The organism is Collinsella sp. An307, from assembly GCF_002161805.1.
Classification (GTDB): Bacteria; Actinomycetota; Coriobacteriia; order Coriobacteriales; family Coriobacteriaceae; genus Coprousia.
Genome location: NZ_NFIP01000004.1, coordinates 88,062 through 111,268, shown reverse-complemented (window position 1 = coordinate 111,268; position 23,207 = coordinate 88,062). Strand labels below are relative to the sequence as shown.

Here is a 23,207-nt window from a genome sequence, read left to right as displayed (position 1 = left end):
CGGCTCGTCGGCTATTTGTTGCGCTCCATAAAGAAGTGGACCATCGACTCGAGCACCTCGGCCGCAGGATGCGCGATAACGCCCTCATCGGCAAGGGAGTGCGCGGCCGCGATGGCACGCTCGGCGTTTTTGCGCGCTACGTCGCGGCAGGTTGTGATGCCGCCGCCGGCCTCGATGAGCTCCACGGCGCGCGCGAGGTCTGCCGGGTCGCTCGTCTTGGCGCGCAAAAGCCCCACCAGCTCCTCGCGAGGTGCGCCCTCGAGATTCTCGAGCGCGGTTACCACGGCGAGGGTACGCTTTCCCTCGGTGATGTCGGAGCGGAAGTCCTTGCCCTGGGCATCGGCGTCGCCCACAAGGTTCAAGAGGTCGTCTTGCACCTGGAAGACAATGCCCGCGGGCGTGCCCACCTCAATGAGGCGGCGTGCGCGGGCGTCGTCCGCCCCACCGGCGATGGCGCCAATGAGAAGCGGGCTCGCGGCGGTGTACCACGCGGTCTTGCTGTCCACCATGTAGAAGTAGTCTGCGCTCGAGATGTCCCAGCGCGCGTCGCGCACCCAGCCAAGGTCGAGGGCCTGACCCTCGAGCGTGTGGCGCTCCATACGGGCGAGCTCGTCGAGCACGCGCAGGCGCCGCGCGGGCTCGAGTCCCCCATCGGCAAGCACAATCTCAAACACACGGGTGAGCGCAAGGTCGCCCGCGTTGATGGCGATGCCGGTGCCCTCGCTCACGTGCAGGCACGGCTCGCCGCGGCGGAGTTCTCCCTCGTCGGCGATGTCGTCGTGGATGAGCGCGGCGCTCTGGAAAAGCTCGATGGCAACGGCGGGGGAGAGGGCGCGCGCGCCCTCGCCGCCCACGGCTTCGGCCCCAAGCAGGGCGAGCACGGGGCGCACGCGCTTGCCGCCGGATGCGGTGAAGCGCTCGAGCGGCTCGTAGAGGTAGCGCGTGAGGTCGCGCTCCTGCGGCAGGTCGGTCAGGGGGCGTGCCACGGTCTCGGCAAGTGCTTGCTCCACAAGTGGCAGCTTCTCGGTCAGGTAGGCAACAAAGCGTGTGCCATCTGCGGTGCTGCGTGGATTTTTCTCTGCCATGGCGGGCCCTTCTTCTGAGGCGGGGCGAGCCCCAAAAGGAGTTCGCCCCGCGGTGGTTGCTATCGTGTGTGGCGCTGCGGTTATGCCTTGGCCGCGGCGGTGTTCGTTACGCCTCGGGCGTGGCGTAACCGTCGGGGTTCTTGGACTGCCAGTTCCACGAATCGCGGCACATGTCGTCGATGTTGTACTTGGCCTCCCAGCCCATGAGCTCGCGCGCCTTGGCGCAGTCGGCGTAGTTGGCGGTCACGTCGCCGGGGCGGCGCGCCTCGATCACATAGGGGATCTCGTGTCCGCAGGCGGCGGAAAACGCGCGGATGATTTCGAGCACCGAGGTACCCGTGCCGGTGCCGAGGTTGAAGACCTCCACGCCGGTCTTACCGTTCATCCAGGCAAGCGCCGCCACATGGCCGAGCGCGAGGTCGACCACGTGGATGTAGTCACGCACGCCAGTGCCATCGGGGGTGTCGTAGTCGCCGCCAAAGACGTGCACGGCGTCGCGCTTGCCGATGGCGGTCTGCGCCACGTAGGGCACGAGGTTGTTGGGGATGCCCTTGGGGTCCTCGCCAATGAGGCCCGAGGGATGCGCGCCGATGGGGTTGAAGTAGCGCAGCAGCACGACGTCCCACTCCGGGTCTGCGGTGTGAAGGTCGGTCAAAATCTGCTCGATCATCCACTTTGTCCAGCCGTAGGGGTTGGTCGCGGGCTTCTTGGGCGCCGCCTCGGTAAGCGGCAGGCTGTCCGGGTCGCCGTAGACGGTGGCCGAGCTGGAGAAGATGATGGACTTGCAGCCATGCGCGCGCATGACGTCCACGAGCGTAAGCGTATTGCCAATGTTGTTGGCGTAGTACTCGATCGGCTTCGAGACGCTCTCGCCCACGGCTTTGTAGCCGGCAAAATGGATGACGCGGTCGATCTGGTGCGCGCTAAAGATGCGCTCGAGTGCCTCGCGGTCGTTGACGTCTGCCTCGTAGAAGGTGAGGTTGGCCGCCGCCTCGTCGCCCACGATGCGCTTGATGCGCTCGACGGCAACGGCGCTCGAGTTGGACAGGTCATCCACAATGACGACCTTATATCCCTGCTCGAGAAGTTCGACGACGGTGTGCGAGCCGATAAACCCGGCGCCACCGGTTACAAGGACGCAGGTCTGATTGGGGGTAAGCGTGCTGGACATGCGGTCTCCTTCCGCTGATGGTCCCACCGAGTATAGCGCAGGCAACACGCCGTAAACGCCGCAGGGGCAAAGGTTACGACAACGGACACGCCTTCGTGCAACTTGGTCTGTTTTGATGCCGAAATGACACCCTATGCTGCAGAAGTGAACAATTCGCAACACAAACACGTCTGTGTAAATAGAACGGATGCCCGCAAAGTACGCTATCCTTAAGTCTACGTTCGGCGACATATACACACATTACTAACGGAGCACATATGTCACAACGCACAGAAGACGCGCTTACGGATGCGCAGAAGCAAACCGACCTCACCAACGCCTTCCTGAGCATTGCCTATCAGGACCAGGTCTCTCGTCGCACCGCCTTCAAGGGCCTTTTGGGCCTTGCCGGTGCCGCGGTGCTGTTCGGCCTGCCGCGTGCGGCGGGTGCAGCCGAGGCCACGCAGGAGACGCTTGACGCCCTTGCGGAGGCGCAGGCGGAGTACGACGCCGTGCAAGCCCAGCTGAACGAGATTGCCTCGCAGTTCCAGGCGCTCACCGTTCAGCAGGGGCAGACGCTCGACAAGATCGAGGACGTCCAGCTCCAGATCGACGACACGCAGGCAGAGATCGACAAGAAGCAAGAGGAGCTCGAGGGGAAGCAGGGCGAGCTTTCCGATCGCGTGGCGTCGAGCTACAAGAACGGCGGCAACGACGCGCTCGCGCTGCTGTTCTCGTCCGAGTCGTTCGATGAGCTGCTCTCCAACATCTACTACATCGATAAGATCAACGCGGCTGACCGCGAGGCCATCAAGGAGATCAACGCGATCCGGGCCGAGCTCGAGGAGAAGAAGACCGAGCTCGAGGGCCAGAAGGCCGACCTCGAGGAGTTGCGTGACCAGCAGACGCAGCAGCTTGCGAGCATGCAAGCGAAGCAGGACGAGGTCCAAGAGGTGCTGAGCGGTCTTTCTGGCGAGGTGCAGCAGCTTGTGGCCCAGCGCGACGCCGAAATTGTCGCTGCGGCCGAGGCCGAGGCTCGTGCTGCCGAGGAGGCCCGTCGCCAGGCGGAACTCGCCGCCCAGCAGGGTTCGTCGAGCGGTGGCGGAAGCAGCGGCGGCGGTGGCTACATCCCGCAGGCGGGTAGCGGCCAGGACTACAACGCTGCCAGCTCGGCACAGCGCCGTATCGTCGACTCCTGCTACGCTACGCCGTCCCCCGGCGCCAACTATTGCGCGGCATGGGTTTCGCGCGTGTTCCAGCGTGCGGGCTACGGCTACATCGGTGGCAACGCCAACGACATGTATGCGCGCTACTGCACGTACTCCAACAAGGCCCAGCTGCAGGTGGGCATGATTGTTGCCGTGTCGACGTACAGCAAGAACTACGCCGGTCGCATTTGGGGTCACGTGGGCATCTACATTGGCGATAATCGCATCATGGAGAACATCGGCCGCATCGCCACCACCAACCTCGATACGTGGTGCAACTACTACGGCGATACCGTCGCCCCCCGTTGGGGTTGGGCAATGGGCATCAACCTCGCCGCTCAGTAAGAGCCGCGCAGAGAACCACGCCGCTTGCCGGCGTGCCACTTTGGTTTCAAGAGCATCCCGCTTCGCCTGCTTGTGCGGAGCGGGGTGTATGCGTTTGCGGGCCCGTGCCGCGTGCCTTGCCCGGTTCGCTTTGGGTGCCCGCCACCGCGTTGCAGACGTTATCGCCCGCGGCCCGGGCGCACGGCTCGCTGCTCGGCTCGCTGCGGTGGCCATCTGCCACCGAGTTTTTTGCAAGAATTGAGGTAGTGAACCCGGGTAGTGAACCCGGGGATGCGCCCTCGGAGGAAGTGCAGGTAGAGGGCCTGCAATAATCGAGGTAGTGAACCCGAGAGCGGGAAGGGCGCCGAATCGCGTGTTTTGGGGTTCACTACCTCGAATATTGCATGATTCGTTTCCGTACGTGCGGTTTGGGCTTCTATGTGCTGCGATGCCAACTAAATGCAGATGCGGGTACAATACTCCCATCAAGGGAGGGGAGGTTGCCGTGTGCTACACCATTGACGAGATTCGTAACGCCGTTAAGGCGGCGGTATTGGAATACAATTCGGCCGCCGCCCATAACGAGAAGATTAAAAGCGTGAAGTTATTTGGTAGCTATGCTCGAGGAACTGCGTCCGACGAGTCGGATGTCGACCTCCTTGTCGAATTCATAGATCCCGTTGTTAGCTTTTTCACGCTTGCCCGTGCCCTCGAGGCCATGGAGGCCCATCTAGCCACTGATGTCGATATGGTTCAAGACCCTCTTCCCCATGGGTCGCTTTTGGATATATGCGAGAAGGTGCCGCTGTATGAAGCAGCCTGATCGACATATCCTCGAGAAGATACTCGATGAAATTAGTTTTCTCGAAAACTTGTTGCTAGGCGTGGACGACTCGGCTTTTATTGAATGACGAGACAATAAAACGTGCTGCAGCAATGGCATCAATCAATATCGGCGAGCTTGCGAAGCATCTCTCGGATGATTTCTATCAAGCCTATCCTGGTAGCGAATTGAAGTATGCCGCACGAACGCGCGATGTATATGCCCATGGGTATTACACGCTTCATTTTGAAACGGTGTATAAGACGGCAACTGAAGATTATCCTCGCGTAAAGTCGTGGATACTAGAGCATATTGACGACTAAACGATAGCGTTTGCCTTTGACTTAATATCAATTGCCCCAAAGTTCGCTTATGGTCTGGCGAAACGCCTCGGCCGCGGGCGACAGTTCCTGGTAGCGCTTCCAGGCGATGGCAACGCCAGCGGTGACCTCGGGCTCCAGCGGGCGGAAAGCAAGGTCGGTGGCGAGCGAAGCCTCGACGATCCCCTCAAGGCACACCACGTATCCCACGCGCGCCTCGGCGAGTGCCGCAGCGTTGTAGAGCAGGTTGTACGTGGCAACAACGTCGAGTTCTGCGAGGTCGCGGTGGAACCACGGCGCCAGCTCGTCACCGCCTTGGGCAGAAAGGATGAGCGGAAGACCCGCAAGGTCGCTCGCCTGCACGGACTCCTTGCGGCTCAGAGCGTCGTCACGCCGCATGATAACGCCCCAACGGTCGCGCGCGGGCAGCTCGATGCTCTCGTAGCGCGTGAGGTCGACCTGGCCCACAAAGAGGCCAAAGTCGATAAGGCCATTGTCGAGCCGCTCGCGCACGTCCTCGGCGTTGCCGCTGTGCAGGGCAAAGCGCACCAGCGGATAGTCGTCTTGCATCTCGGCGATCACGTTGGCGATAAGCCTTACCGCCGGCGTTTCGCCGCAACCGATGCGCACCTCGCCCGTGAGCGTCTCGGCTGATACGCGCAGCTCCGCCTCCGTGCGCCCCACCAGGTCGACAATCTCCTCCGCGCGCCGACGCAAACGCATGCCCGCCGCGGTGAGCTCGATGCGACGGCTGCCACGGTCAAAGAGCTTGAGGCCGAGCTCCTGTTCCAGGTCCTGCATCTGGCGCGAGAGCGAGGGCTGGGATAGATGGAGCGCATGCGCCGCGCCGGAGATGGTCCCCTCGCGGGCGACCATGAGGAAGTACTGCAGATGGCGGAGTTCCATAGAGTCCCTTCGTTGCCGCTTCGATGTGGCGCGGTTTGAACAAAACCATGGTACTGAATGCTCAGCTTCGAACTATAGCCCAAATGCACGAAACGCTGTTTCATCAGGGTAGGGGCACGTATAATCACAGCAGGGACAACGCGCCTGTCACTCGTGCCGGGCGCCGACGAGAAGAGGTTGCATGAAGGAGCTCGAGGAGTACATTCGCCGCTTTGGCACCGTTAAGGAGGGCAACGTCCTTAAGGTCGACGCGTTTCTCAACCACCAGTGCGATGTTGCGCTGTTTGATCGCATGGGCGAGGAGTGGGCGCGTCTTTTTGCCGGCAAGCCCGTCGACAAGATCTTGACCATCGAGGCGTCGGGTATTGGCATCGCCTGTGTGGCAGCGCGCCACTTCAATAACGTTCCCGTGGTATTTGCCAAGAAGTATCAGTCCATCAATCTCGATGGCGAGCAGTACGCGACCTCCATCCACTCGTTCACCAAGCAGAAGGACTTCCACGTGATCGTGGCCAAGAAGTTCCTGAACGCCGGCGAGCACGTGCTGCTTGTTGATGACTTCCTCGCCAACGGCTGCGCCCTGAACGGCCTCATTGAGATCTGCGAAGCTGCCGGTGCGGTTGTTGAGGGCATTGGCATCGCCATCGAAAAGGGCTTCCAGGACGGCGGCGCGAGTCTGCGCGAGCGTGGCTATGACCTGCAGTCGCTTGCCATTGTCGATGCGATGGATCCCGCGACCGGCGAAATCGAGTTCCGCTAATGGCGGCCGAGGACAAGCGCCCCAACGGCGCGGCGGCCAGTGCAGACGGCGCTGCCAGCATGGCGTCGGCACTCGGTGACTTCTACGCCAAAATATCGATAGCGCAGGGTTTCCCGTATGGCCTCCAGCATGTGCTCGCCATGTTTGTGGCAAACCTCGCGCCCATCTTCATCGTTGCGGCGGCAGCCGGTATGGATGCGTCGCAGTCTGCGGCGCTCATCCAAAACGCCTTGCTTATGGCGGGCCTCGGTACGATGGTCCAGCTCTTTCCCCTGTGGCGCGTGGGCGGCGCGCTGCCCATTGTGACAGGCATTAGCTTCACGTACGTCTCGGCGGTCGTTGCCATTGTCGCCGCCCAGGGGTATAACATCGCGGTCGGTGCCATCATTGTCGGCGGCCTTATTGAGGGCGCGCTCGGCCTCACGGTGCGCTACTGGCGTCGCTTTGTGCCGCCGATCGTATCGGCCGTGGTGGTGACCTCCATTGGTTTCTCGCTGCTCTCGGTGGGCGCGGAATCGTTTGGCGGCGGATCGGGTGCCGAGGACTTTGGCAGTTGGCAGAACCTTTTGCTCGCGACCATCTCGCTCGTGAGCTGCCTTGCCTTCCAGTGCCTCGCCAAGGGAACCAAAAAGCAGCTCTCGGTCCTCTTTGGTCTTGTGGTGGGCTACGTGGTAGCGCTTGTGCTCGGCAAGGTTGACCTGAGCGCGTTCTCGGGGCTCGCGCCCGTCTCTATCCCGCAGTTCATGCCCTTTGCGCCGGAGTTTGACCTTGGCGCGATTATCTCGCTCGGGCTGCTCTATCTCGTGAGTTCCGTCGAGGTCATGGGTAACACCACCGCGCTCACCAAGGTGGGTTTTGACCGTACGCCCACCGACCGCGAGATGTCGGGTGCCATCACGGCGGACGGCGTTGTCTCCTCGGTCGCGGGCCTTTTCGGCTGCCTTCCCATCACCTCGTTTGCGCAGAACGTCGGTCTTGTTGCCATGACGCGCGTTGTCAACCGCCGCGTCATTGCCTGCGGCGGCGCGATTCTTATCCTCGCGGCTTTTGTGCCCGCGGTGGCGGCGGTTTTCAACTCGCTTCCCGAGGCGGTGCTTGGCGGTTGCACGGTCATGATGTTTGGCAACATCGTGCTCTCGGGTGCTCAGATGATTGCCGAGGCGGGCTTTACGCAGCGAAACATCACCATTGCGGCGCTCGCGCTCTCTGCCGGTATTGGCTTTACGCAGGTGCAGGGCATCTTTGTGGCGTTTCCGCCCATTGTGCAGTCCATCTTTGGTAGCAACTGCATCGCCATTGCCTTTGTGGTGGCGGTGGTGGCAAACTTCCTGCTCCCGCATGAGGAAGATGAGGTGGAGGCGGGCGCCGACGCATAAGCGTGCCGGCGCAAATTGCGCTATTTAGGCAAACGTATAACCTCAACCAGGTTCCACGGGCCGGCGCCCTGCCCATCGGGCAGCTCGTCGGCCCGTGCCTCGTCAAAGGTGTAGACGCAGGTGGTGAGATTGCCCCAGCCTGCGTTGAGGATGGGCATGGGGTCGGTCACAGCTCGCAGGAAGTTGAAGTTGGCGCCGCCGTGTCCCACGGCGAGCACGCAGTCGTGTCCGGGTGCGCGCATGATATCGGTGAGCGTTGCCACCATGCGGTCGCGTACCGCATCGGACGACTCGCCGCCAAACTGCAGGTAGTAGGTCCGGCATGCCTCGGGATCGTTCTCGGCAAGAAAATCCTGCTGTGCTTCGAGGTCGCCATAAAACATTTCACGCAGGCCTTTCAGGCGTGTGTAGCTTAGGTGCTGTGCGGGATTGAGCGCACCAAGCAGAAGCTCGAGCGTGTCGCCGGCGCGCTCGGCTGTCGAGCAAAAGGCCGCATCGGGATTCACGTCGCGCTCGCGCAGGATTGCGCCCATCTCGCGCGCCTGATCGCGTCCATGCTCGGTGAGAGGCGAGTCGCACCAGCCTTGGATGCGGTGCTGGCGGTTGAACATGGTCTCGCCGTGACGCGTAAGGTAAAGCGTCTTCATTACAGGGTCACCGCCTCACCGGGAAGCGGCGCGAGCACGCGCTCGGGGTTCGCGACAGCGGCGGCCAGAGCACGCGGGTCACCATTGAAGGTTGACCAGTCGGGCGCGTCCACCGTGCCCCAGTGGATGCAGAGGAGCTGCGCGTTTGGATAGGTGTTTGCGAGCTTGACCGCGCCCTCGAAGGTGATGTGCCACTCGTTGTCCGAGAAGTCGAGCAGGATCATCTTGGGCTCGGACATCTCTAGATGCTCGGGCAGGAGTTTGGAGTCGCCTGGCAGCCAGATGGTACCGTCCGGCGTGTCCAGCCAGTAACCGCAGTAGTCCTCGCGCTTCCACTCGCGGTATGCCCACTTCTTAGAGTCGTTTTGCCAGTTGTGCCACGCCGGGGTGAGGTAGCAGGTCATGCTGCCCACGGTGAACGTCTCGTCGATATTGTGGCCGATGCCGGGAAGCCCCTCCTCGCGCGCCACCTCTGCCACGTACTGCGGCGCATGGTAGGCCGGGCACACGCCGGCGACGTCGTGGCAGGTGGGACGGCTGAAGTGGTCGTTATCGATATGGGTGAGAAGCACCGCGTCGAGCGCGGGGACGTCTGCCGGGGCGATGGGCGCCTCAAAGACCACCGGCATGTCGAACCCCTCGAGCACAGGGTCAATCATGATGCGCGTGCCGCGGGCGTTGATGAGGAGCCCCGCGCCGCCGAGCCAGGTGACGGTGGTCGCTTCTTGCGGGCCGAAGGCGCAGGCGTCGACGGGCACGGTGCCGGTGGGCACAGCCTGCCCGCGCTCGTTGGTGATGACGGTCGTGGCGGGATTGAACGTATGGGTGCAGGCGGTTGGTGCGTAGTCGGTCATAACGCTTCCTTTCGGTATGACGGAAGGGTGCGGGAACCGCAGGGTTCCTGCATGGCGGTATAGATTGTTATGGCAGCGGGTAGCGTCGCGCGGCCATCGCGCGCTACCCGAAGAACAGGGGATTAGGCCGTGTAGTGGGTAAGGCACATCCCTATGAAATCGCGCATCTCGCCCCGGAAGTCCACCGTGCGTCGCTCAAGCCCGGCAAGCTCGATGGCCTCCGCCACGCGGGGGCTCTCCTGACACCAGCCGGCGATGCCCACGGCATGGCAGTACACGGCGTAGAGCATCTGTGCCATGCGGGCGGGCTCGCAGCCGAGGTTCTCGGCAAAGCGCGCAGAGAGCGCGTCTTGACCTGCGTAGTAGCGTGCCTTGAAGGCGGCGAGGCGCTCGAGCGTGCAGTTGGTCTCGATGATGGTCATGAGAAGGTCGCCGTAGCGGAAGTAATCGCGGTGGGCAACCACCTGCTCGCACCAGACCTCTGCGAGCACGGTGGGCGAGAACGTGGAGCCTGCCGGATAGACCGTGAGCAGGTCGTTTTGGTACGCCTCCATGGCATCGTTCGTGAGCTCGAGGAAGATGTCCTCTTTGGACGTAACGTATTTATAGAGTGCGGCGCGCGACCAACCGAGGCGCTCGGCGATGGCGGCGAGCGTTATCTCGTGATAGGAAAGCTCGCTAAAAAGATCGCGGGTAACCTGCTTGATTTCTGACAGGCGCTGTTCTTTCTGCTCGTCGCTGCGCGCTCGGACGAATTCTGCCATATGCGGTCGGTGCCTCCGTATGAACGTATCTTTTCGCCAAGATAGTATCAGAAGTATCTCAAAAGAGCAAATAAGATAATCAAAGTAGAAAAACTACTTTACAAGTAACGTAGCGTAGCGTAAATTACAGACAAGGAAGATCTAGCTTCGGGAGGGATTCGTGATGACTGAACACGAGAAACTGCTGGCAGGGCTTGAGTACGACTACACGGATCCAGAAATCCAGAGCATGCTCGCCCGTACGCGAGAGCTGCTCGTCGCCTACAACGCTGGAAAAGAGCCGGCGCGGCGCGGCGAGATTCTACGTGACATGCTCGGCAGCTGCGGCGATAACGTGACCGTGCAATCGCCCGCAAGCGTTCTCTACGGTAAGCACACGAGCATCGGCCACGATGTCTTCATCAACGGCAACTGCACCATCCAAGACAGCGCGCTCGTGACCATCGGCGACCGCGTGGTGATTGCGCCCGACGTGAAGCTCTTCTGCGGCAGCCATGCGGTGGACGCCCGTGAGCGCTGGAAGCGCGGCGCGGACGGGACGCTTAAGCTCGTGACCACCACCAAGCCCATCACCATCGGCAGCGACGTGTGGATTGGCGGCGGCGTCATTGTGGTGCCGGGCGTCACCATCGGCAGCAATGTGGTGGTAGGCGCGGGTGCCGTAGTCACGCGTGATGTGCCGGACAACTGTGTCGTCGCTGGTGTGCCGGCGCGCGTGATTCGCGAGCTCGAGCCGCTTGGGGCAGATGAGGGATAAGAGACTCAAAGGACATATACCGCGATTTCGGCTATAGGTACGCGGCACGGGCCGCGCAGAGATGAGGAGGACACAATGGCTATTACGGTGAATCTGTATTACACGGGCGAGAACGGCGCGGCGCGCAAGTTCGCGGAGGAGATGGAGGCGTCCGGTACGGCCGACGCCATCCGTGCCGAGGAAGGCAACGTGCGCTACCGCTACTTCCAGCCGCTCGATGACTCGGAGACGGTGCTGCTTATCGACGCATGGCGCGACCAGGAGGCGATCGATGCCCACCACGCCTCGCCTATGATGGCAAAGATCGCGGAGCTACGCGATAAGTACGACCTGCACATGACGGCCGAGCGCTACGTCACGGACGAGGCGGGCCTTCCCGCCCATGACCAGGCGTTTATTCGAAAGTAGGCGCTCTATGGCAGATATGCAGTATGCAACGCTCGGTCATTCCGGCATCAAAGTGTCGCGCCTGTGCCTCGGCGGTATGAGCTTTGGTAAGGCGTCGCCCGATTTCCACCAGTGGACCATCGGACCGGATGAGACCCGTGCGGTCATCAAGCGGGCGCTCGAACTGGGTATCAACTTCATCGATACGGCGAACACCTACGCCTTCGGCACGAGCGAGGAGTATATCGGCGCGGCTCTGCGCGACCTCGGTGTACCGCGCGAGGACATCGTGCTGGCAAGCAAGGTTTACTTCAACGACGGGCACCTCTCGCGCGAGGCCATCAATCGCGAGATCGACGGCACGCTCAAGCGTCTTCGAACCGACTACCTCGACCTCTACATTATCCACCGCTTTGACTACGGCACGCCCATCGAGGAGACGATGGAGGCGCTCGACGCGGTCGTGCGAGCCGGTAAGGTGCGCGCGCTCGGCGCGAGCGAGATGTATGCCTACCAACTGCACAATATGCAGGTAGTTGCCGAGCAAAACGGCGGGACCAGGTTCACGAGCATGCAGTGCCACTACAACCTGCTCTATCGCGAGGACGAGCGCGAGATGATTCCCGTGTGCCGTCAGTTCGACATGGCGCTCACGCCGTATTCGCCCCTAGCATCGGGGCACCTGTGCCGTCCCACGTGGGATTCGGACTCTAAGCGCTCCACCACCGACGCCACCATGCGCAATAAGTACGATGCGGCGCGTGAGAACGACATGCAGATTATTGCCCGGCTGGCAGAGGTTGCCGAGAAGCACGCTGTGCCGATGGCGCGGGTGGCGCTTGCCTGGCTGTGGGCGCGCGGCGTGGAGGCGCCTATTGTGGGCTGCTCACGTCCCGAGCGCGTGGACGATGCGGTGGCAGCGCTTGACGTGGCGCTCACGCCCGACGAGATCGCCTATCTGGAGGAGCCGTACGCGGCGCATGAGCTGGTGGGACCGCTTGCGCGCCCCGGCGAGAAGCCGCTGGCAGGCACAACCGACCCCCACAAGAAATAGGGACTTGCTCTATCTATCCCTAGGGACGTATCGCTCCGAATCGAGAGAGGACCCGTATGAAGAAAAGCATTGGACCCAAACTCGCCCTCTATCCCACGCCCGTCGTGGTGGTGGGCGCTATGAACGGCGACGAACCTACGTGGACGCTCGTGGCGCACACAGGCATCCCAAGTCATAGCAAGATCATGGTGAGCCTCGCGGGAGCGCACTTTATCAACAGCTGCATCGAGAAGACGGGCGTGCTGTCCGTCAACGTAGTGGACGAGAGCTGGCTTGACCGTGCGGACTTCTGCGGCAGCGTGAGCGGCGCGCGTCAGAGCAAGGCCGATGTCTTCGCTTGGACGGATGGCGAGGCCGGCGCCCCGCTTATCGACGACGCCAAGCTTTCCATGGAGTGCCGTGTCGAGGATGTTTACGAGATCGATCACTTTGAGAACTTTATCTGTTCCATTGCGGGCACCTATGCGGACGATGCAATTGTGGCCGACGACGGCAAGGTTGACATCGCAGCGCTGAGCCCCGTGCTCTTTGAGATGCCCACCTACACCTACCTGGCCTGCGGCGAGAAGATTGCCGAGTGCCTGAGCTTTGCCAAGGCGCGCGAGGCCGAGATGGCCGTCACAGACTAACCGGGCGGGCGGAAAGGGTCCCAAGCTGGCCTGTTAAGACGTTCGCATCTGTCAACGATTTCTCGGGAAAGACCGTGGTGCCGTTTTGCACATCGGCATCATCAGGTATAGGGTCGAGTGCCGATGAGCTGGCGGGTATGACCGGTACGGGTACGTGGGTTGCTAGCACGCGCTTTGGCTCCGGTACGCCCACAGCGGATATCGACGCATGGGTTGACGGCCTTGCGTTGTAGCGGCTCGGCCAGGCATTTTACAGCAATCGATTCTGGCGTGTGCTGCTACGGACTTGTGGAGTAGTGGTCACCGGCGAGAGGGCCTTGATGACGGTTTGTCGAGGAGACTTAGCTTGCTAGCTTGGGGAATGCCCTGCTGGCGCAGGGTAATAACGGCGGCGTCTGCTTTGTGCGGGCGCCGTTGCCTGTATATATCCCGCCTTGAGCAGGGCTCTTATGTCGCGGCGCGTGGTCGCCAGGTTGATATCGAGGCTCTCGGATATCTCTTGGATTCCTACCGGCGCCCGCTCCTCGACGAAGTTCATAATTTGCTGTAGACGCTCCTTTCTGTGAGAGGAGCCATCGAAATCGAGACAGACGCGGTTGGAATGTGGCATCGTCGGCAGGATGTCCAGCGCGGTGTCTGTGCTCCTTGATTGAGGAATGCCATTCGTTACATTACAGCTGGTAACGACTATTTCTTTTCTGCGCGACGCGTGCTCCGCTGGTGCCATCTCAGCACTTGGACGCCATAAGACGACTTTGAACTGATCGATGCCGGCGTAAAACGCAGGATCAGGCAGTCCGCGTTCGCGCATCATGTTGATCATAAAGGGGATGCCCGATCCTTGTCGCTCGGCGTGCAGGCCATCTCCATTGCGCACCGGCATCGTCTCCATCAGATGCATGAGCGTGCTGTTGCGACAGCGGGAGGTGCCGTCGGCGAGATTGGCAAGGGTTTTGCCACCCCAGAGCCCTCCGGGGCTCGTGACTTCCACCCGGTCGCGGTAGATGTCGATCGCAACAGACTGACCGACAAACAGTTTCCGGTACTCACGATGGGCGACCGCATTGACAATCGCCTCGCGAAGAACCTCCTCGGGAATCTCGGGGGTATCGTGCCTGCTAACGCCATCGACATAGGATATGGTGCGCAGGTTGCGCAGCACCGCGCGAACGGCATCGGTGACGGTTTCCGAGAGCGCGCCGTCGCACGTCACGCGGTCGAGAAAGCGCGGCTGACCGGGCTCAGACTTTTCTGTGCCCGGGTGGTGCGCAACTTCGATAACCAATGCGGGGAAGTATTGCTGGGGATAGGCTCCTAAGGTCAAAAGGCCGGCGAGCCTTACCGTGCCCTGCTTGTCCGTAATGCCCAGGCGTTCTAGGGCCTGCGCATCGTCCGCGACGCCACGTAGCGCTTTGGATGAAGACATGGCGGCAAGATAGCGGGCAACCTGTTCAGCATCGAGGTCGGATACGTCCGTCTCCGGCACAGGGCGGCGGTCGCTGCCTACGGGAGTGCCGGCGGTTTGCAGCTCGTAGATCTCGGCTTTAGAGAGCAGTAGGTCCTTGTCATCGACTCGCTTGAACGTTCCCGAAGCAACACCGCATGCAATGAGATAGCAAGGTTTTCGGCTGACATCATTTTCTTCTATAGCAATAGCGAGAATCTCGGCGCCTTACATTTCCAGTCGCGCGAGCTCGTAGCGAGGTGGATTGGCAAGGTGCGCTCCTGATGGGCTCCCGTCGCCGATTCCCTCGACAAACTGGTCTATGGCGCGTGGCGTATCAAAGCCGGGACATGGTTCGAACCCGTGGCGTTCATCGACGCCCAGAAGGATTATGCCGCTATGTGTGTTGGCGAACGCGCTGACCGTCTCCCAGACATCGGCGCTAAGGGAGTGGGTGCAGGCCTTTGCCTCGCAATACGCATCGTCTTTCCCTTGGCTTCGCAGTCGATTGATGGTGTAGATAACTTCTTTACGATCAATCATGGCACCCCTCCCATCTGGATCACTGACGGTATAGCTCAGTGACAATATTGGCAGAGGAATACGGGATTGATAGCGTGAGCCTAGTCGGCGGATTGCTGCGCCTGTAGCTCGTCCAAGAACAGCTGCGCGGCGTGGGGGAGGGCCACACCGCGCTTCCACGCAAAGTCGATGGGTGCGACGGCGGGCGGATAGAGTAAACGAAACGCCAGGCCGGTGCCCGGCCCCGTAGCGTTGAGCCCCTCGTAGCCAATCATGCGGCCAGCGCCCTCGCGCACAAAGACCGCCGCGTTGAAGTTGAGATTGTAGGTTGCCACCACCTCAATGTCGTCTGCATGCTCGCCGAGCCAGGTGGCAAAGATGCCCGCCGGAGCATCACCTCGCCAGAGGCGCTCGGGTACGATGAGCGGAGTGTCGCCAAGGTCAGCGGGGCCGACGGTTTCTTGGGCGGTGAGCGGGTCGTCCTCGCGCATGATGACGCCCCAGGCATCGGTGGGGCGCAGCCGCAGGTGTGCAAAGCGCTCGATGTCGGCGTAGTTCATGAGCACGGCGAAGTCGTCCACACCGCGCTCGAGCCGCTCCACGAGGTCGATGGCGTTGGCGCTGTGCAGATGAAAGCGCACGCCGGGATAGCACTCGCGAAAGGCGCGCGCCGCCTGCGCGATGACGCGCACACCCTGGCTCTCGCCCGCCCCGATGCGGATGTCCCCGGCGACGATCTCGTCGGGACAGGTGAAGTCCGAGGCAGTCTGGTCGGCGAGCCCCACGATTTCCTCGGCACGGCGACGCAGGTAGAGGCCGCGCTCGGTAGGGGTGACGCTTCTGCTGTGCCGCTCGAGCAGTTGCGTACCCAGTTCGCGCTCGAGTGCGGCGATCTGTCGCGAGAGCGCCGGTTGCGTCACATGCAAAACCTCGGCGGCACGCGACATGGTGCCCTCTTGGCAGACGGCGAGAAAGTAGCGCAGGGTGCGAAGCTCCACAGTGCCTCCTAACCATAAGTGTCACTCATATCACACTATAGAACATAAGTAGTAGTAATTTATGCTGCGTCGCGCGAAACTAAGGCCAGGTAGAGTTGGCGCGCTGAGAGAAGGTGGTGAGGCGGATGCGAGGCGAACGATCGAATCGCATCAAGTTGGATTTCGATGCCTGCTCCGCCACGGCGCTTCTTAAGGACGCGGCATCCGCTGCTGCTTTTGCTGAGCTGCTGCCGCTATCGCTCACCGCCTGCTGCACGGGCGTGGCGCTTTGTGCAGCTATGCCCTGCGCGCTGCCGGTCGATGTGGGCGCAGTGCATCGCGGCTGGTGCAATGGCGACATAGCCTATAACCCAGCGGGCGGATGGCTCTCGGTGCTCATCGGCGACGAAGAGAATTCGCTACGCTACGGCGATCAGGTGACGCTCGGCCACATTGAGGGCGACCTTGAGGCGTTGCGCGCGCTCGAGGGCCGTCAAGCGTTGCGCATTACGTTCGCGTAGGAGGTCCTGATGGCAGATATCGCAAACACATTGGGGGGCATGTTCTCGCTCATCATCGTTACGATGCTGGGCTATGTGGCGGCGCGCTGCGGGTTCCTCTCTGCCGACATCCGCCCCAAACTCTCGGGCCTTATCTTCAACATCACGCTACCGTGCACGATTCTCGCCTCGGTGGGAGAGGTCGATGCCTCCACAGGCGTGGAGGCCATCACCTGGTCGCTCGCACTCGCTGCCGCGCTCTTCTTCGTGATGCTCGCGGGCGGCTCGCTCGCCAACCTCGTGATGCGCACCCCGCGCGCGGAGCGGAGCCTCTACCTTTGGATGGGCGTGCTCACCAACACGGGCTTTATCGGTTTTGCGGTGCTCGAATCAATCTTTGGTGGTCCGAGCGTGTTTCTGGGGAGCATCTTCATCGCTATCTCGAACGTCTTTCTCTACAGCCTGGGCGTGGCAGTGTTGCGCTCGGGCGGGGCGCGCAGCGAGAACGCCGAGAGCGCTGTCGCGGACGGCAAGCGCCGTCGGCGCACCGTCGACGTGCGCGGCATGCTGCGCGACATGGTGAATGTGCCCTTGGTGGCGAGTCTCGTTGCCATGGTGATTTTCTTCGCGCAGATTCCCGTACCCGTGCCCATCATGCAAGCGACAAGGATGGCGGGCGGTGTCACCTCACCCTTAGCCATGATGCTCGTAGGTCTCTCTATTGCCGACGCGGACCTGGCCGTAGTGCTCATACAGCCGCGGCTTTGGGGCTTCACCCTCGTCCGCTTCCTCGCGGTGCCGCTTGCGGTGTACGTACTGCTGGCGCCGGTGGTGCCGAGCGCGCTTGCCCTCGGCGTCTTTGTGGTGATGCTTGCCATGCCCACGGGTTCCATGGCGGGCCCCATCGCGGCAACCTATGGGCAGGACGGCGAGCTCCCTGCGCAGGGGACCATCGTCTCCACGGTAGCGTCGTTCATGATCGTGCCCGCGCTCATAACCGTCATGAACTTGGGCTAAATCCGCATGTTCAGTTCGCTTATGAGCGTGAGATAGCGCGTTGCGAGACATGGGCACCTAAGTCTCGCTTGTATTGGTAACCGGGGCGGGCCGGCACCCTCGAAAGCCGGCAGAAAAGGAGATCAATATGGCAGTCAAGCAAACCGCAGGCCGCAACCAGCTGGGTGTTGTGGCGCCAAAGTTCGCCGAGCTCAACGACGATGTGCTCTTTGGCGAGGTGTGGTCGCGCGAGGACAAGCTCTCGCTCAAGATGCGCTCCATCGTTACTGTGGTGACGCTCGTAGCCAAGGGCATGGTGGACAGCTCGTTTGAGTACCACATGGCAACTGCCAAGCAAAACGGCGTCACGCGCGACGAGATGGCCGAGATCTTGACCCACGAGGCGTTCTACGCCGGCTGGCCTAACGCGTGGGCTGCCTTCCGCGTGCTGCTCACCGTTTACGGCAACGAGGCGGACGATGGCCAAGGCGAAAGCTTCTCGCCAATGTTTGGCAAGGGCAGCCCCAACGACGCCTATGCGCAGTACTTTATCGGCCAGTCGTTCCTGAACCCGCTGACCAATCCGGCCGCGTGCGGAATGGCGCTCTCAAACGTGACGTTTGAGCCTGGGTGCCGCAACAACTGGCACATTCACCACGCCAACAAGGGCGGCGGCCAGATGCTCATTGTGACCGATGGTCGTGGCTGGTACCAGGAGTGGGGCCGCGAGCCGCAGCTGCTCACGCCGGGCACGGTGGTGTATATCCCCGCGGGCGTGAAGCACTGGCACGGTGCCGCACGCGACAGCTGGATGAGCCACATTGCCTTTGAGGCGCCGGGCGAGAACACCTCTAACGAGTGGCTCGAGCCGGTGACGGACGAGGAGTACCCGCAGGCGTAAGGCGCTTGCGACGCGCGGCTCAGCAAGGTGTTCGCGGCGGATAGGCTGGGCGAGAACTCTGTCGCCTGACGACCCCGCCGCGCGAGCTTACCTCATTCTTAAGTGGGCGGACCCCTTGGAATCGGACGGCATGGGTAGGATGAGACCGTACCGAGAAAGGGGTCCGTTTTGTCGTTTATCTCCGCGCGCTTCTGTATCGCCGCCGCCTTGGCGCTTGGGTGCGCTCTGCCGCTCTCGGGTTGCGTCGTCACGGACAGCGCGACTCCCGCGTCTGCGCTCGCATGGCACAGCATGCACGACGTTGCCGAGCAGCTGAGTGCGGCGGCAGGGGAGGCATCGTCTGCTCTGGGCGAGGGCGCGGTATCTGCCGCGCAAGCGGGTGCGGCGGCGTTTGGGCTCGATTCCGCAGCGATTGCGGGTGCCATCGACTCCGCCCTCGACAACCTCGACGAGGCGCCCGCCCTGCTTTGGGCGGCGCTCAACCGGGAACGCTCCCTCACCGCGGATTGCCGGCTTGAGGTAGAAGATGCCGCCACTGGATCGACGGTCGTTGCCCGGTCGTCGGGCGGGCCGGATGCCGCCTCTGCCCTTGACAAGCTCGATTGCGGGCGCTGGAAGCTTGTGTGCGACCGCCCTGCCGACAGTCAGCGACGGCGTATCTTTCACATCTTCGAGGGGGCGGACTCTGCCTTGTCCGGTCTGGGCGATGCGGAGGTAACGCACGACGTGGAGGTTGCGCGCATCACCACCTACCACGGGTCGCGTGTGGTGCGCCTTGCCCTGCCCGAGATGGATATCGATTATGATTTCGAGCTGCCCGCCGAGGACATCGCCACGCTGCGCGGCATCGCGGCGTAGGGAGGAGAGAGCCATGGAGTTGCCCGAGACCCAGAACTACCGGTTCTTCAACCATGCAGCATGCGAGTTCTACCCGTGCCACGACATGCCCGCAGAGGACCTCAACTGTCTCTTCTGCTTCTGCCCGCTGTATGCGCTCGGCCCCGATTGCGGCGGCAACCCGCGCTATGTGGGCGAGAAGGACGACATCAAAGATTGCAGCGCCTGCACGGTTCCGCACCGGCGCGAGAATTACGACTGGATTATGCAGCAGTTCTCGCGCATTCAAGAGGTGGCGAAGCGTTCTTCGTAATCTATAGCGTCCACGTATGGCAAGGCATAGCTTATAGGTCTTTTACATAGATGAGGCACGCCCGTAGTATCTATGTTGGAAAGGAGACTGCTATGGGCGATTTAAGTTCCGATGTCGAGCGGTGCCTCTGCGACTGCGCCTGCGACGCCGAGCGCGTGCAACGTGCCAAGTGTTCCTGCGAAGAGGGCCGTGCGCGTGAGGCAAAGCGCGTGCTCCTGACCGAGCGGCAGCGCCTGCTCGACGAGATGCACAGCCGTCAGCGCGGTATCGACGCCATCGATCATATGCTTCATCGTGTGAGTTGCGAGTGCGCGCCTCGCCGCACGCAAGCCGACGGTGCGCAGGAGAAAGATGCCGGGGCGTGCGCCGAAGAAGATACCGGCTGTTCTGGCGAAGGCGAGGTGAGCGCCCGTGGATAGTGCCACTATTGAGCTCCTGGTCGATGCGCTGCCCAAGATCTTTATCGCGGGCGTAACGGTCACGCTGCCGCTCGCACTCGTGTCGTTTGCCATCGCGCTCGTTATCGCCACGGTCGTTGCGCTCATCCAGTACGCTCGCGTGCCGGTGCTTCGCCAAATTGCGCGCTTCTACATCTGGGTGGTGCGCGGCACGCCGCTCTTTGTCCAGCTCTACATTGTGTTCTTTGGCCTGCCGGACCTGGGCATCACGCTCGATCCGCTGCCGACGGCGATCCTTGTGCTCTCCATCAACACGGGTGCCTATTCTGCCGAGACCATGCGCGGCGCGCTTGAGAGCGTGCCTGCGGGCCAGGCCGAGGCCGGTTACTGCGTGGGTATGAGCTACTTGCAGGTCATGCGGCGCATCGTGTTGCCGCAGGCGCTGCGGACCGCCTTCCCGCCGCTTTCCAACGAGCTCATCTCGCTCGTGAAGGACACCTCGCTTGCGTCCGGCATCATGGTGACCGAGATGTTCCGCGCCACGCAGGAGATTGTTTCGCGCGAGTGGGTGACCATGCCGCTCTACCTGGAGGTTGCGCTCGTGTACCTCCTCTTCTCGACGGTGCTCACCTGGTTGCAGCGCGTAGGCGAGCGCAAGCTTGCCGCTCAGGGTATGGAAAGGGGCTGATGGTATGTCCGAGATGTTGAGATTGACCGGCGTGCGCAAGTCCTTTGACGGCACCGAGGTGCTGCACGGTATTGACCTTGCGGTCAACAAAGGCGAGGTCGTGGCGGTGCTTGGCCCCTCCGGATCGGGTAAGACGACGCTTCTGCGCTGCGCGAACTTTCTCGAGCGGGCAGACGCCGGCACGCTTTCGCTTGGCGGCGAGACCTATGACCTCGCGCGCGCCACGCACCGCGAGGTCGCGGCGGTTCGGCGGCGCGCCGGGTTTGTTTTCCAGAGCTACAACCTCTTTCGCAACCGCACGGTGCTCGGCAACGTGACCGAGGGCTTGGTAGTTGCGCGCAAGGTGCCTAAGACGGAGGCCGAGGCGCGGGCGCACGAGATGCTCGAGCACGTGGGGATGGACGACCGCTGCGACGCCTATCCGGCAGCGCTCTCCGGTGGTCAGCAGCAGCGCGTCGCTATCGCACGCGCCATGGCGACCGATCCCGAGATCATCTACTTCGACGAGCCCACCTCAGCGCTCGACCCCGAGCTCACCGGCGAGGTGCTCGCCGTCATGCGGCGTCTGGCGGAGGAGGGCATGACCATGCTCGTGGTCACGCACGAGATGAGCTTTGCCAGAAACGTCGCCGACCGCGTGGTCTTCATGGAAGCGGGCCGCGTGGTGGCAGACGCTCCGGCGCGGGACTTCTTTGAGCGCCCCGCCAACGACCGCGTGCGCGCCTTTTTGCGCACGGTCGATGCTTCGGCAACGTAGGCGAGCAACAACGTTTTCACGCGTGAACGTTTGCAAGTACGACTATCTAGCAGCTTGAACGTCAAGAAAGGACGCAGCTATGCACAGCATTTCAAGAAGGGCTTTTATCGGAGGCGCGGGGTCGTTGGCGGTGCTGGCGGGCCTCGGGCTTGCCGGCTGTGGCGGCACGGATGCCGGCTCGGGCTCGACGGTGACGAGCGGCAATCTCCTCGACACGATTGTGGAGAGCGGCAAGATGACCTTTGCGACCGAGGGCACCTGGAGTCCGTGGACGTTCCACAACGCAGACGACGAGCTGACCGGTTTTGATATCGAGGTCGCTCGCGCTATCGCTTCCGAACTCGACGTGGAGGCGGTCTTTGCCGAGGGCGAGTGGGACGGCCTGCTCGCGGGCCTTGACTCGGGGCGTTTCGATACCATGGCAAACGGCGTCTCGGTCACGCCCGAGCGCGAGGAGCGCTATGACTTCACCGAGCCCTACGCTTACAACCGCATCGTGGTTATTACCATGGATGACTCTGACATCGCCAGCATGGAGGACCTCGACGGCAAGCATACGGCCAACACGCTTGGTTCGAGTTATGCCACGCTCGCCGAGAGCTTTGGCGCGACCAACACCGGCGTGGACGATTTCAACCAGACCATCGAGCTCCTCGAGCAGGGGCGTATCGACGCCACGCTAAACGACGAGGTCGTGTTCTACGACTACATGAAGGCGCACCCTGACGCACCGCTCAAAATCGCTGCCGAGAACGCCGATCCTACACCCGTGGCATTCCCGCTGCGCAAGGGTGAGGAGACGGCGGAGCTGCGCGAGGCCATGAACGGGGCGATTGATGTGCTGCGCGAGAACGGCACGCTCTCGAGCCTCTCGGAGGAGTTCTTTGGCGTCGACATCACCAGCGAGTCGTAGCGGGCGGGGGCGCGATGCCGCGCGGCCGCTCCCCGGGGATCTTTCCACCGCGCAAAGTATGTGTATCGAGGGCTCTTGGTACGATTAGCCAAGGGCCCTTTCGCGTTTCGGCCTGCCTGCGGGACGCGGATTGTTGGGCATAGCGTAGAATAAATAAGCAGATGGGGGCATCTTTTCGGAATCTGCAATGATCTAACGCCCCGCCTATCCGATGGTTTGGGATGGCGCCGAGACGCTAGGCCGTGCAGCGTATTGGCATGACGAGACGGAGCATGCAGATGTGGATGATAGCGCTAGCGGCTACCGCTGGATTTTGCTTGGTGTTTTTAGCAATCGCCTGCGTGCTGTTTCCACAGGTTCGGACGGCCGGCATTGTGGTGCTTTGTGTGCTCGTGCTCATCGCCGGGGCGCTCTATATGGCATATGTCCATGAGACGCCGTTGGCGCGCTGGGAACGCATCAACGCCGATGAGATTGAGCGTCGCGACCGGGAGCTCGAGGAGAATATCTTTGCGCGCGCGACCCTGCAATGCCCTCTGTGGTCAAAAGGGTGGGCAGAATAATAAAAGACCCCCTGTCGGACGAGGAGGTTTGAGTCAGAGCGGGGGATGACGGTGACATTTGCGCAGAAAACGAATGCCCCTGCATGCCACGATTGCTGATTTGTCGTCTTCGGAGGGCATGAAGGCGTTCAAAATCACTATTCTAAGCGCTCCAATGACCACGAGGACGCGAAACAAGTGTTTGAGTGCAGGGCCTATCGGGGCTGATGATGAGATTCGATGCTTGACGTTGGGCATCGCTATCCCAAACGGCTTTGCGGCCGCCTAAGCAGCATGGAACGAAAATCTAAGGCGATGGCGGCAGAAGTATCCCCCTGAGTAGAAAACGCTGCATTAACCAATGATAAGACGACG

General features: G+C 61.9%; 27 protein-coding genes. 18 read left to right on the top strand and 9 right to left on the bottom strand.

Annotated elements, in window-relative coordinates; all coding sequences use genetic code 11:
- Positions 1–11: 11 nt before the first annotated feature.
- Both B5F89_RS04720 and galE read right to left on the bottom strand, forming a co-directional pair.
- A complete protein-coding gene (locus tag B5F89_RS04720; protein WP_087430647.1) occupies positions 12–1,085 on the bottom strand; it encodes a polyprenyl synthetase family protein in 1,074 nt (357 codons plus the stop codon).
- 106 nt (positions 1,086–1,191) lie between these two features.
- Complete coding sequence (gene galE / locus B5F89_RS04715) at positions 1,192–2,256, bottom strand: UDP-glucose 4-epimerase GalE (RefSeq protein WP_087430646.1); 1,065 nt, start codon at positions 2,254–2,256, stop codon at positions 1,192–1,194.
- A gap of 257 nt (positions 2,257–2,513) precedes the next feature.
- On the opposite strand from galE, the gene B5F89_RS04710 reads away from it, so the two are divergent.
- Together B5F89_RS04710 and B5F89_RS04705 are read left to right on the top strand one after the other, a co-directional pair.
- Complete coding sequence (locus B5F89_RS04710; RefSeq protein ID WP_087430645.1) at positions 2,514–3,788, top strand: hypothetical protein; 1,275 nt, start codon at positions 2,514–2,516, stop codon at positions 3,786–3,788.
- Positions 3,789–4,272: 484 nt separating this feature from the next.
- Positions 4,273–4,590 (top strand): nucleotidyltransferase domain-containing protein, encoded by a 318-nt coding sequence (locus B5F89_RS04705; protein ID WP_158098417.1) that lies wholly within the window; start codon positions 4,273–4,275, stop codon positions 4,588–4,590.
- A gap of 350 nt (positions 4,591–4,940) precedes the next feature.
- On the opposite strand, the gene B5F89_RS04695 is transcribed toward B5F89_RS04705, so the two are convergent.
- Complete coding sequence (locus B5F89_RS04695; RefSeq protein WP_087430643.1) at positions 4,941–5,816, bottom strand: LysR family transcriptional regulator; 876 nt, start codon at positions 5,814–5,816, stop codon at positions 4,941–4,943.
- A gap of 181 nt (positions 5,817–5,997) precedes the next feature.
- On the opposite strand from B5F89_RS04695, the gene B5F89_RS04690 reads away from it, so the two are divergent.
- Both B5F89_RS04690 and B5F89_RS04685 read left to right on the top strand, forming a co-directional pair.
- On the top strand, positions 5,998–6,576 hold the full coding sequence (locus tag B5F89_RS04690; protein ID WP_087430642.1) for a xanthine phosphoribosyltransferase: 579 nt from the start codon (positions 5,998–6,000) through the stop codon (positions 6,574–6,576).
- The gene (locus tag B5F89_RS04685) at positions 6,576–7,952 is read left to right on the top strand and encodes a nucleobase:cation symporter-2 family protein (RefSeq protein WP_204230577.1); all 1,377 of its coding nucleotides are present in this window, start codon (positions 6,576–6,578) and stop codon (positions 7,950–7,952) included. The genes B5F89_RS04690 and B5F89_RS04685 overlap by 1 nt, the downstream gene beginning before the upstream one ends.
- A 20-nt stretch (positions 7,953–7,972) precedes the next feature.
- Here the strand turns inward: B5F89_RS04685 and B5F89_RS04680 are convergent, their stop codons facing one another.
- The 3 genes from B5F89_RS04680 to B5F89_RS04670 all read right to left on the bottom strand — a co-directional run bounded on the left by B5F89_RS04680 (position 7,973) and on the right by B5F89_RS04670 (position 10,217).
- Positions 7,973–8,599: a histidine phosphatase family protein gene (locus tag B5F89_RS04680; RefSeq protein WP_087430641.1), complete on the bottom strand. Its 627-nt coding sequence runs from the start codon at positions 8,597–8,599 to the stop codon at positions 7,973–7,975.
- On the bottom strand, positions 8,599–9,453 hold the full coding sequence (locus B5F89_RS04675) for an MBL fold metallo-hydrolase (RefSeq protein ID WP_087430640.1): 855 nt from the start codon (positions 9,451–9,453) through the stop codon (positions 8,599–8,601). Before B5F89_RS04675 ends, B5F89_RS04680 begins: the two co-directional genes overlap by 1 nt.
- 122 nt (positions 9,454–9,575) lie before the next feature.
- On the bottom strand, positions 9,576–10,217 hold the full coding sequence (locus B5F89_RS04670; RefSeq protein ID WP_087430639.1) for a TetR family transcriptional regulator: 642 nt from the start codon (positions 10,215–10,217) through the stop codon (positions 9,576–9,578).
- 163 nt (positions 10,218–10,380) lie between these two features.
- On the opposite strand from B5F89_RS04670, the gene B5F89_RS04665 reads away from it, so the two are divergent.
- The 4 genes from B5F89_RS04665 to B5F89_RS04650 all read left to right on the top strand — a co-directional run bounded on the left by B5F89_RS04665 (position 10,381) and on the right by B5F89_RS04650 (position 13,044).
- Entirely contained in the window at positions 10,381–10,974 is a 594-nt protein-coding gene (locus tag B5F89_RS04665; protein WP_087430638.1) for a maltose acetyltransferase domain-containing protein, read from the top strand.
- Positions 10,975–11,049: 75 nt separating this feature from the next.
- On the top strand, positions 11,050–11,382 hold the full coding sequence (locus B5F89_RS04660; protein ID WP_087430637.1) for a putative quinol monooxygenase: 333 nt from the start codon (positions 11,050–11,052) through the stop codon (positions 11,380–11,382).
- Between the two features lie 7 nt (positions 11,383–11,389).
- The gene (locus tag B5F89_RS04655; protein WP_087430636.1) at positions 11,390–12,415 is read left to right on the top strand and encodes an aldo/keto reductase; all 1,026 of its coding nucleotides are present in this window, start codon (positions 11,390–11,392) and stop codon (positions 12,413–12,415) included.
- Positions 12,416–12,471: 56 nt separating this feature from the next.
- Positions 12,472–13,044, top strand: coding sequence for a flavin reductase family protein (locus B5F89_RS04650; RefSeq protein ID WP_087430635.1), 573 nt, complete (start codon positions 12,472–12,474; stop codon positions 13,042–13,044).
- Between the two features lie 349 nt (positions 13,045–13,393).
- Here B5F89_RS04650 and B5F89_RS04640 read toward each other — a convergent pair whose 3' ends face one another.
- From B5F89_RS04640 to B5F89_RS04630, 3 genes are all read right to left on the bottom strand, one after another.
- A complete protein-coding gene (locus tag B5F89_RS04640; protein ID WP_087430633.1) occupies positions 13,394–14,530 on the bottom strand; it encodes an ATP-binding protein in 1,137 nt (378 codons plus the stop codon).
- Positions 14,531–14,716: 186 nt separating this feature from the next.
- Complete coding sequence (locus tag B5F89_RS04635) at positions 14,717–15,031, bottom strand: RNA-binding domain-containing protein (RefSeq protein ID WP_087430632.1); 315 nt, start codon at positions 15,029–15,031, stop codon at positions 14,717–14,719.
- 80 nt (positions 15,032–15,111) lie between these two features.
- The gene (locus B5F89_RS04630) at positions 15,112–16,008 is read right to left on the bottom strand and encodes a LysR family transcriptional regulator (RefSeq protein WP_087430631.1); all 897 of its coding nucleotides are present in this window, start codon (positions 16,006–16,008) and stop codon (positions 15,112–15,114) included.
- A 125-nt stretch (positions 16,009–16,133) separates the two neighbouring features.
- On the opposite strand from B5F89_RS04630, the gene B5F89_RS04625 reads away from it, so the two are divergent.
- The 10 genes from B5F89_RS04625 to B5F89_RS04580 all read left to right on the top strand — a co-directional run bounded on the left by B5F89_RS04625 (position 16,134) and on the right by B5F89_RS04580 (position 22,853).
- Positions 16,134–16,508 (top strand): cyclophilin-like fold protein, encoded by a 375-nt coding sequence (locus B5F89_RS04625; protein ID WP_087430630.1) that lies wholly within the window; start codon positions 16,134–16,136, stop codon positions 16,506–16,508.
- 9 nt (positions 16,509–16,517) lie between these two features.
- Entirely contained in the window at positions 16,518–17,504 is a 987-nt protein-coding gene (locus B5F89_RS04620) for an AEC family transporter (RefSeq protein ID WP_087430629.1), read from the top strand.
- A gap of 127 nt (positions 17,505–17,631) precedes the next feature.
- The gene (locus B5F89_RS04615) at positions 17,632–18,384 is read left to right on the top strand and encodes a carboxymuconolactone decarboxylase family protein (protein WP_087430628.1); all 753 of its coding nucleotides are present in this window, start codon (positions 17,632–17,634) and stop codon (positions 18,382–18,384) included.
- Positions 18,385–18,552: 168 nt separating this feature from the next.
- Positions 18,553–19,242, top strand: coding sequence for a hypothetical protein (locus B5F89_RS04610; protein ID WP_087430627.1), 690 nt, complete (start codon positions 18,553–18,555; stop codon positions 19,240–19,242).
- Positions 19,243–19,255: 13 nt separating this feature from the next.
- Positions 19,256–19,534 (top strand): cysteine-rich small domain-containing protein, encoded by a 279-nt coding sequence (locus B5F89_RS04605; protein WP_087430626.1) that lies wholly within the window; start codon positions 19,256–19,258, stop codon positions 19,532–19,534.
- A 92-nt stretch (positions 19,535–19,626) separates the two neighbouring features.
- A complete protein-coding gene (locus tag B5F89_RS04600; RefSeq protein WP_239286674.1) occupies positions 19,627–19,953 on the top strand; it encodes a hypothetical protein in 327 nt (108 codons plus the stop codon).
- Positions 19,946–20,620 carry an amino acid ABC transporter permease gene (locus B5F89_RS04595; RefSeq protein ID WP_087430625.1) on the top strand — a complete coding sequence of 225 codons (675 nt, stop codon included), beginning with the start codon at positions 19,946–19,948 and terminating at the stop codon, positions 20,618–20,620. Before B5F89_RS04600 ends, B5F89_RS04595 begins: the two co-directional genes overlap by 8 nt.
- 4 nt (positions 20,621–20,624) lie before the next feature.
- Entirely contained in the window at positions 20,625–21,377 is a 753-nt protein-coding gene (locus tag B5F89_RS04590) for an amino acid ABC transporter ATP-binding protein (protein ID WP_275532090.1), read from the top strand.
- 79 nt (positions 21,378–21,456) lie between these two features.
- Entirely contained in the window at positions 21,457–22,290 is an 834-nt protein-coding gene (locus tag B5F89_RS04585) for a transporter substrate-binding domain-containing protein (RefSeq protein ID WP_087430624.1), read from the top strand.
- A 341-nt stretch (positions 22,291–22,631) separates the two neighbouring features.
- The gene (locus tag B5F89_RS04580) at positions 22,632–22,853 is read left to right on the top strand and encodes a hypothetical protein (protein WP_143758338.1); all 222 of its coding nucleotides are present in this window, start codon (positions 22,632–22,634) and stop codon (positions 22,851–22,853) included.
- Positions 22,854–23,207: the final 354 nt, after the last annotated feature.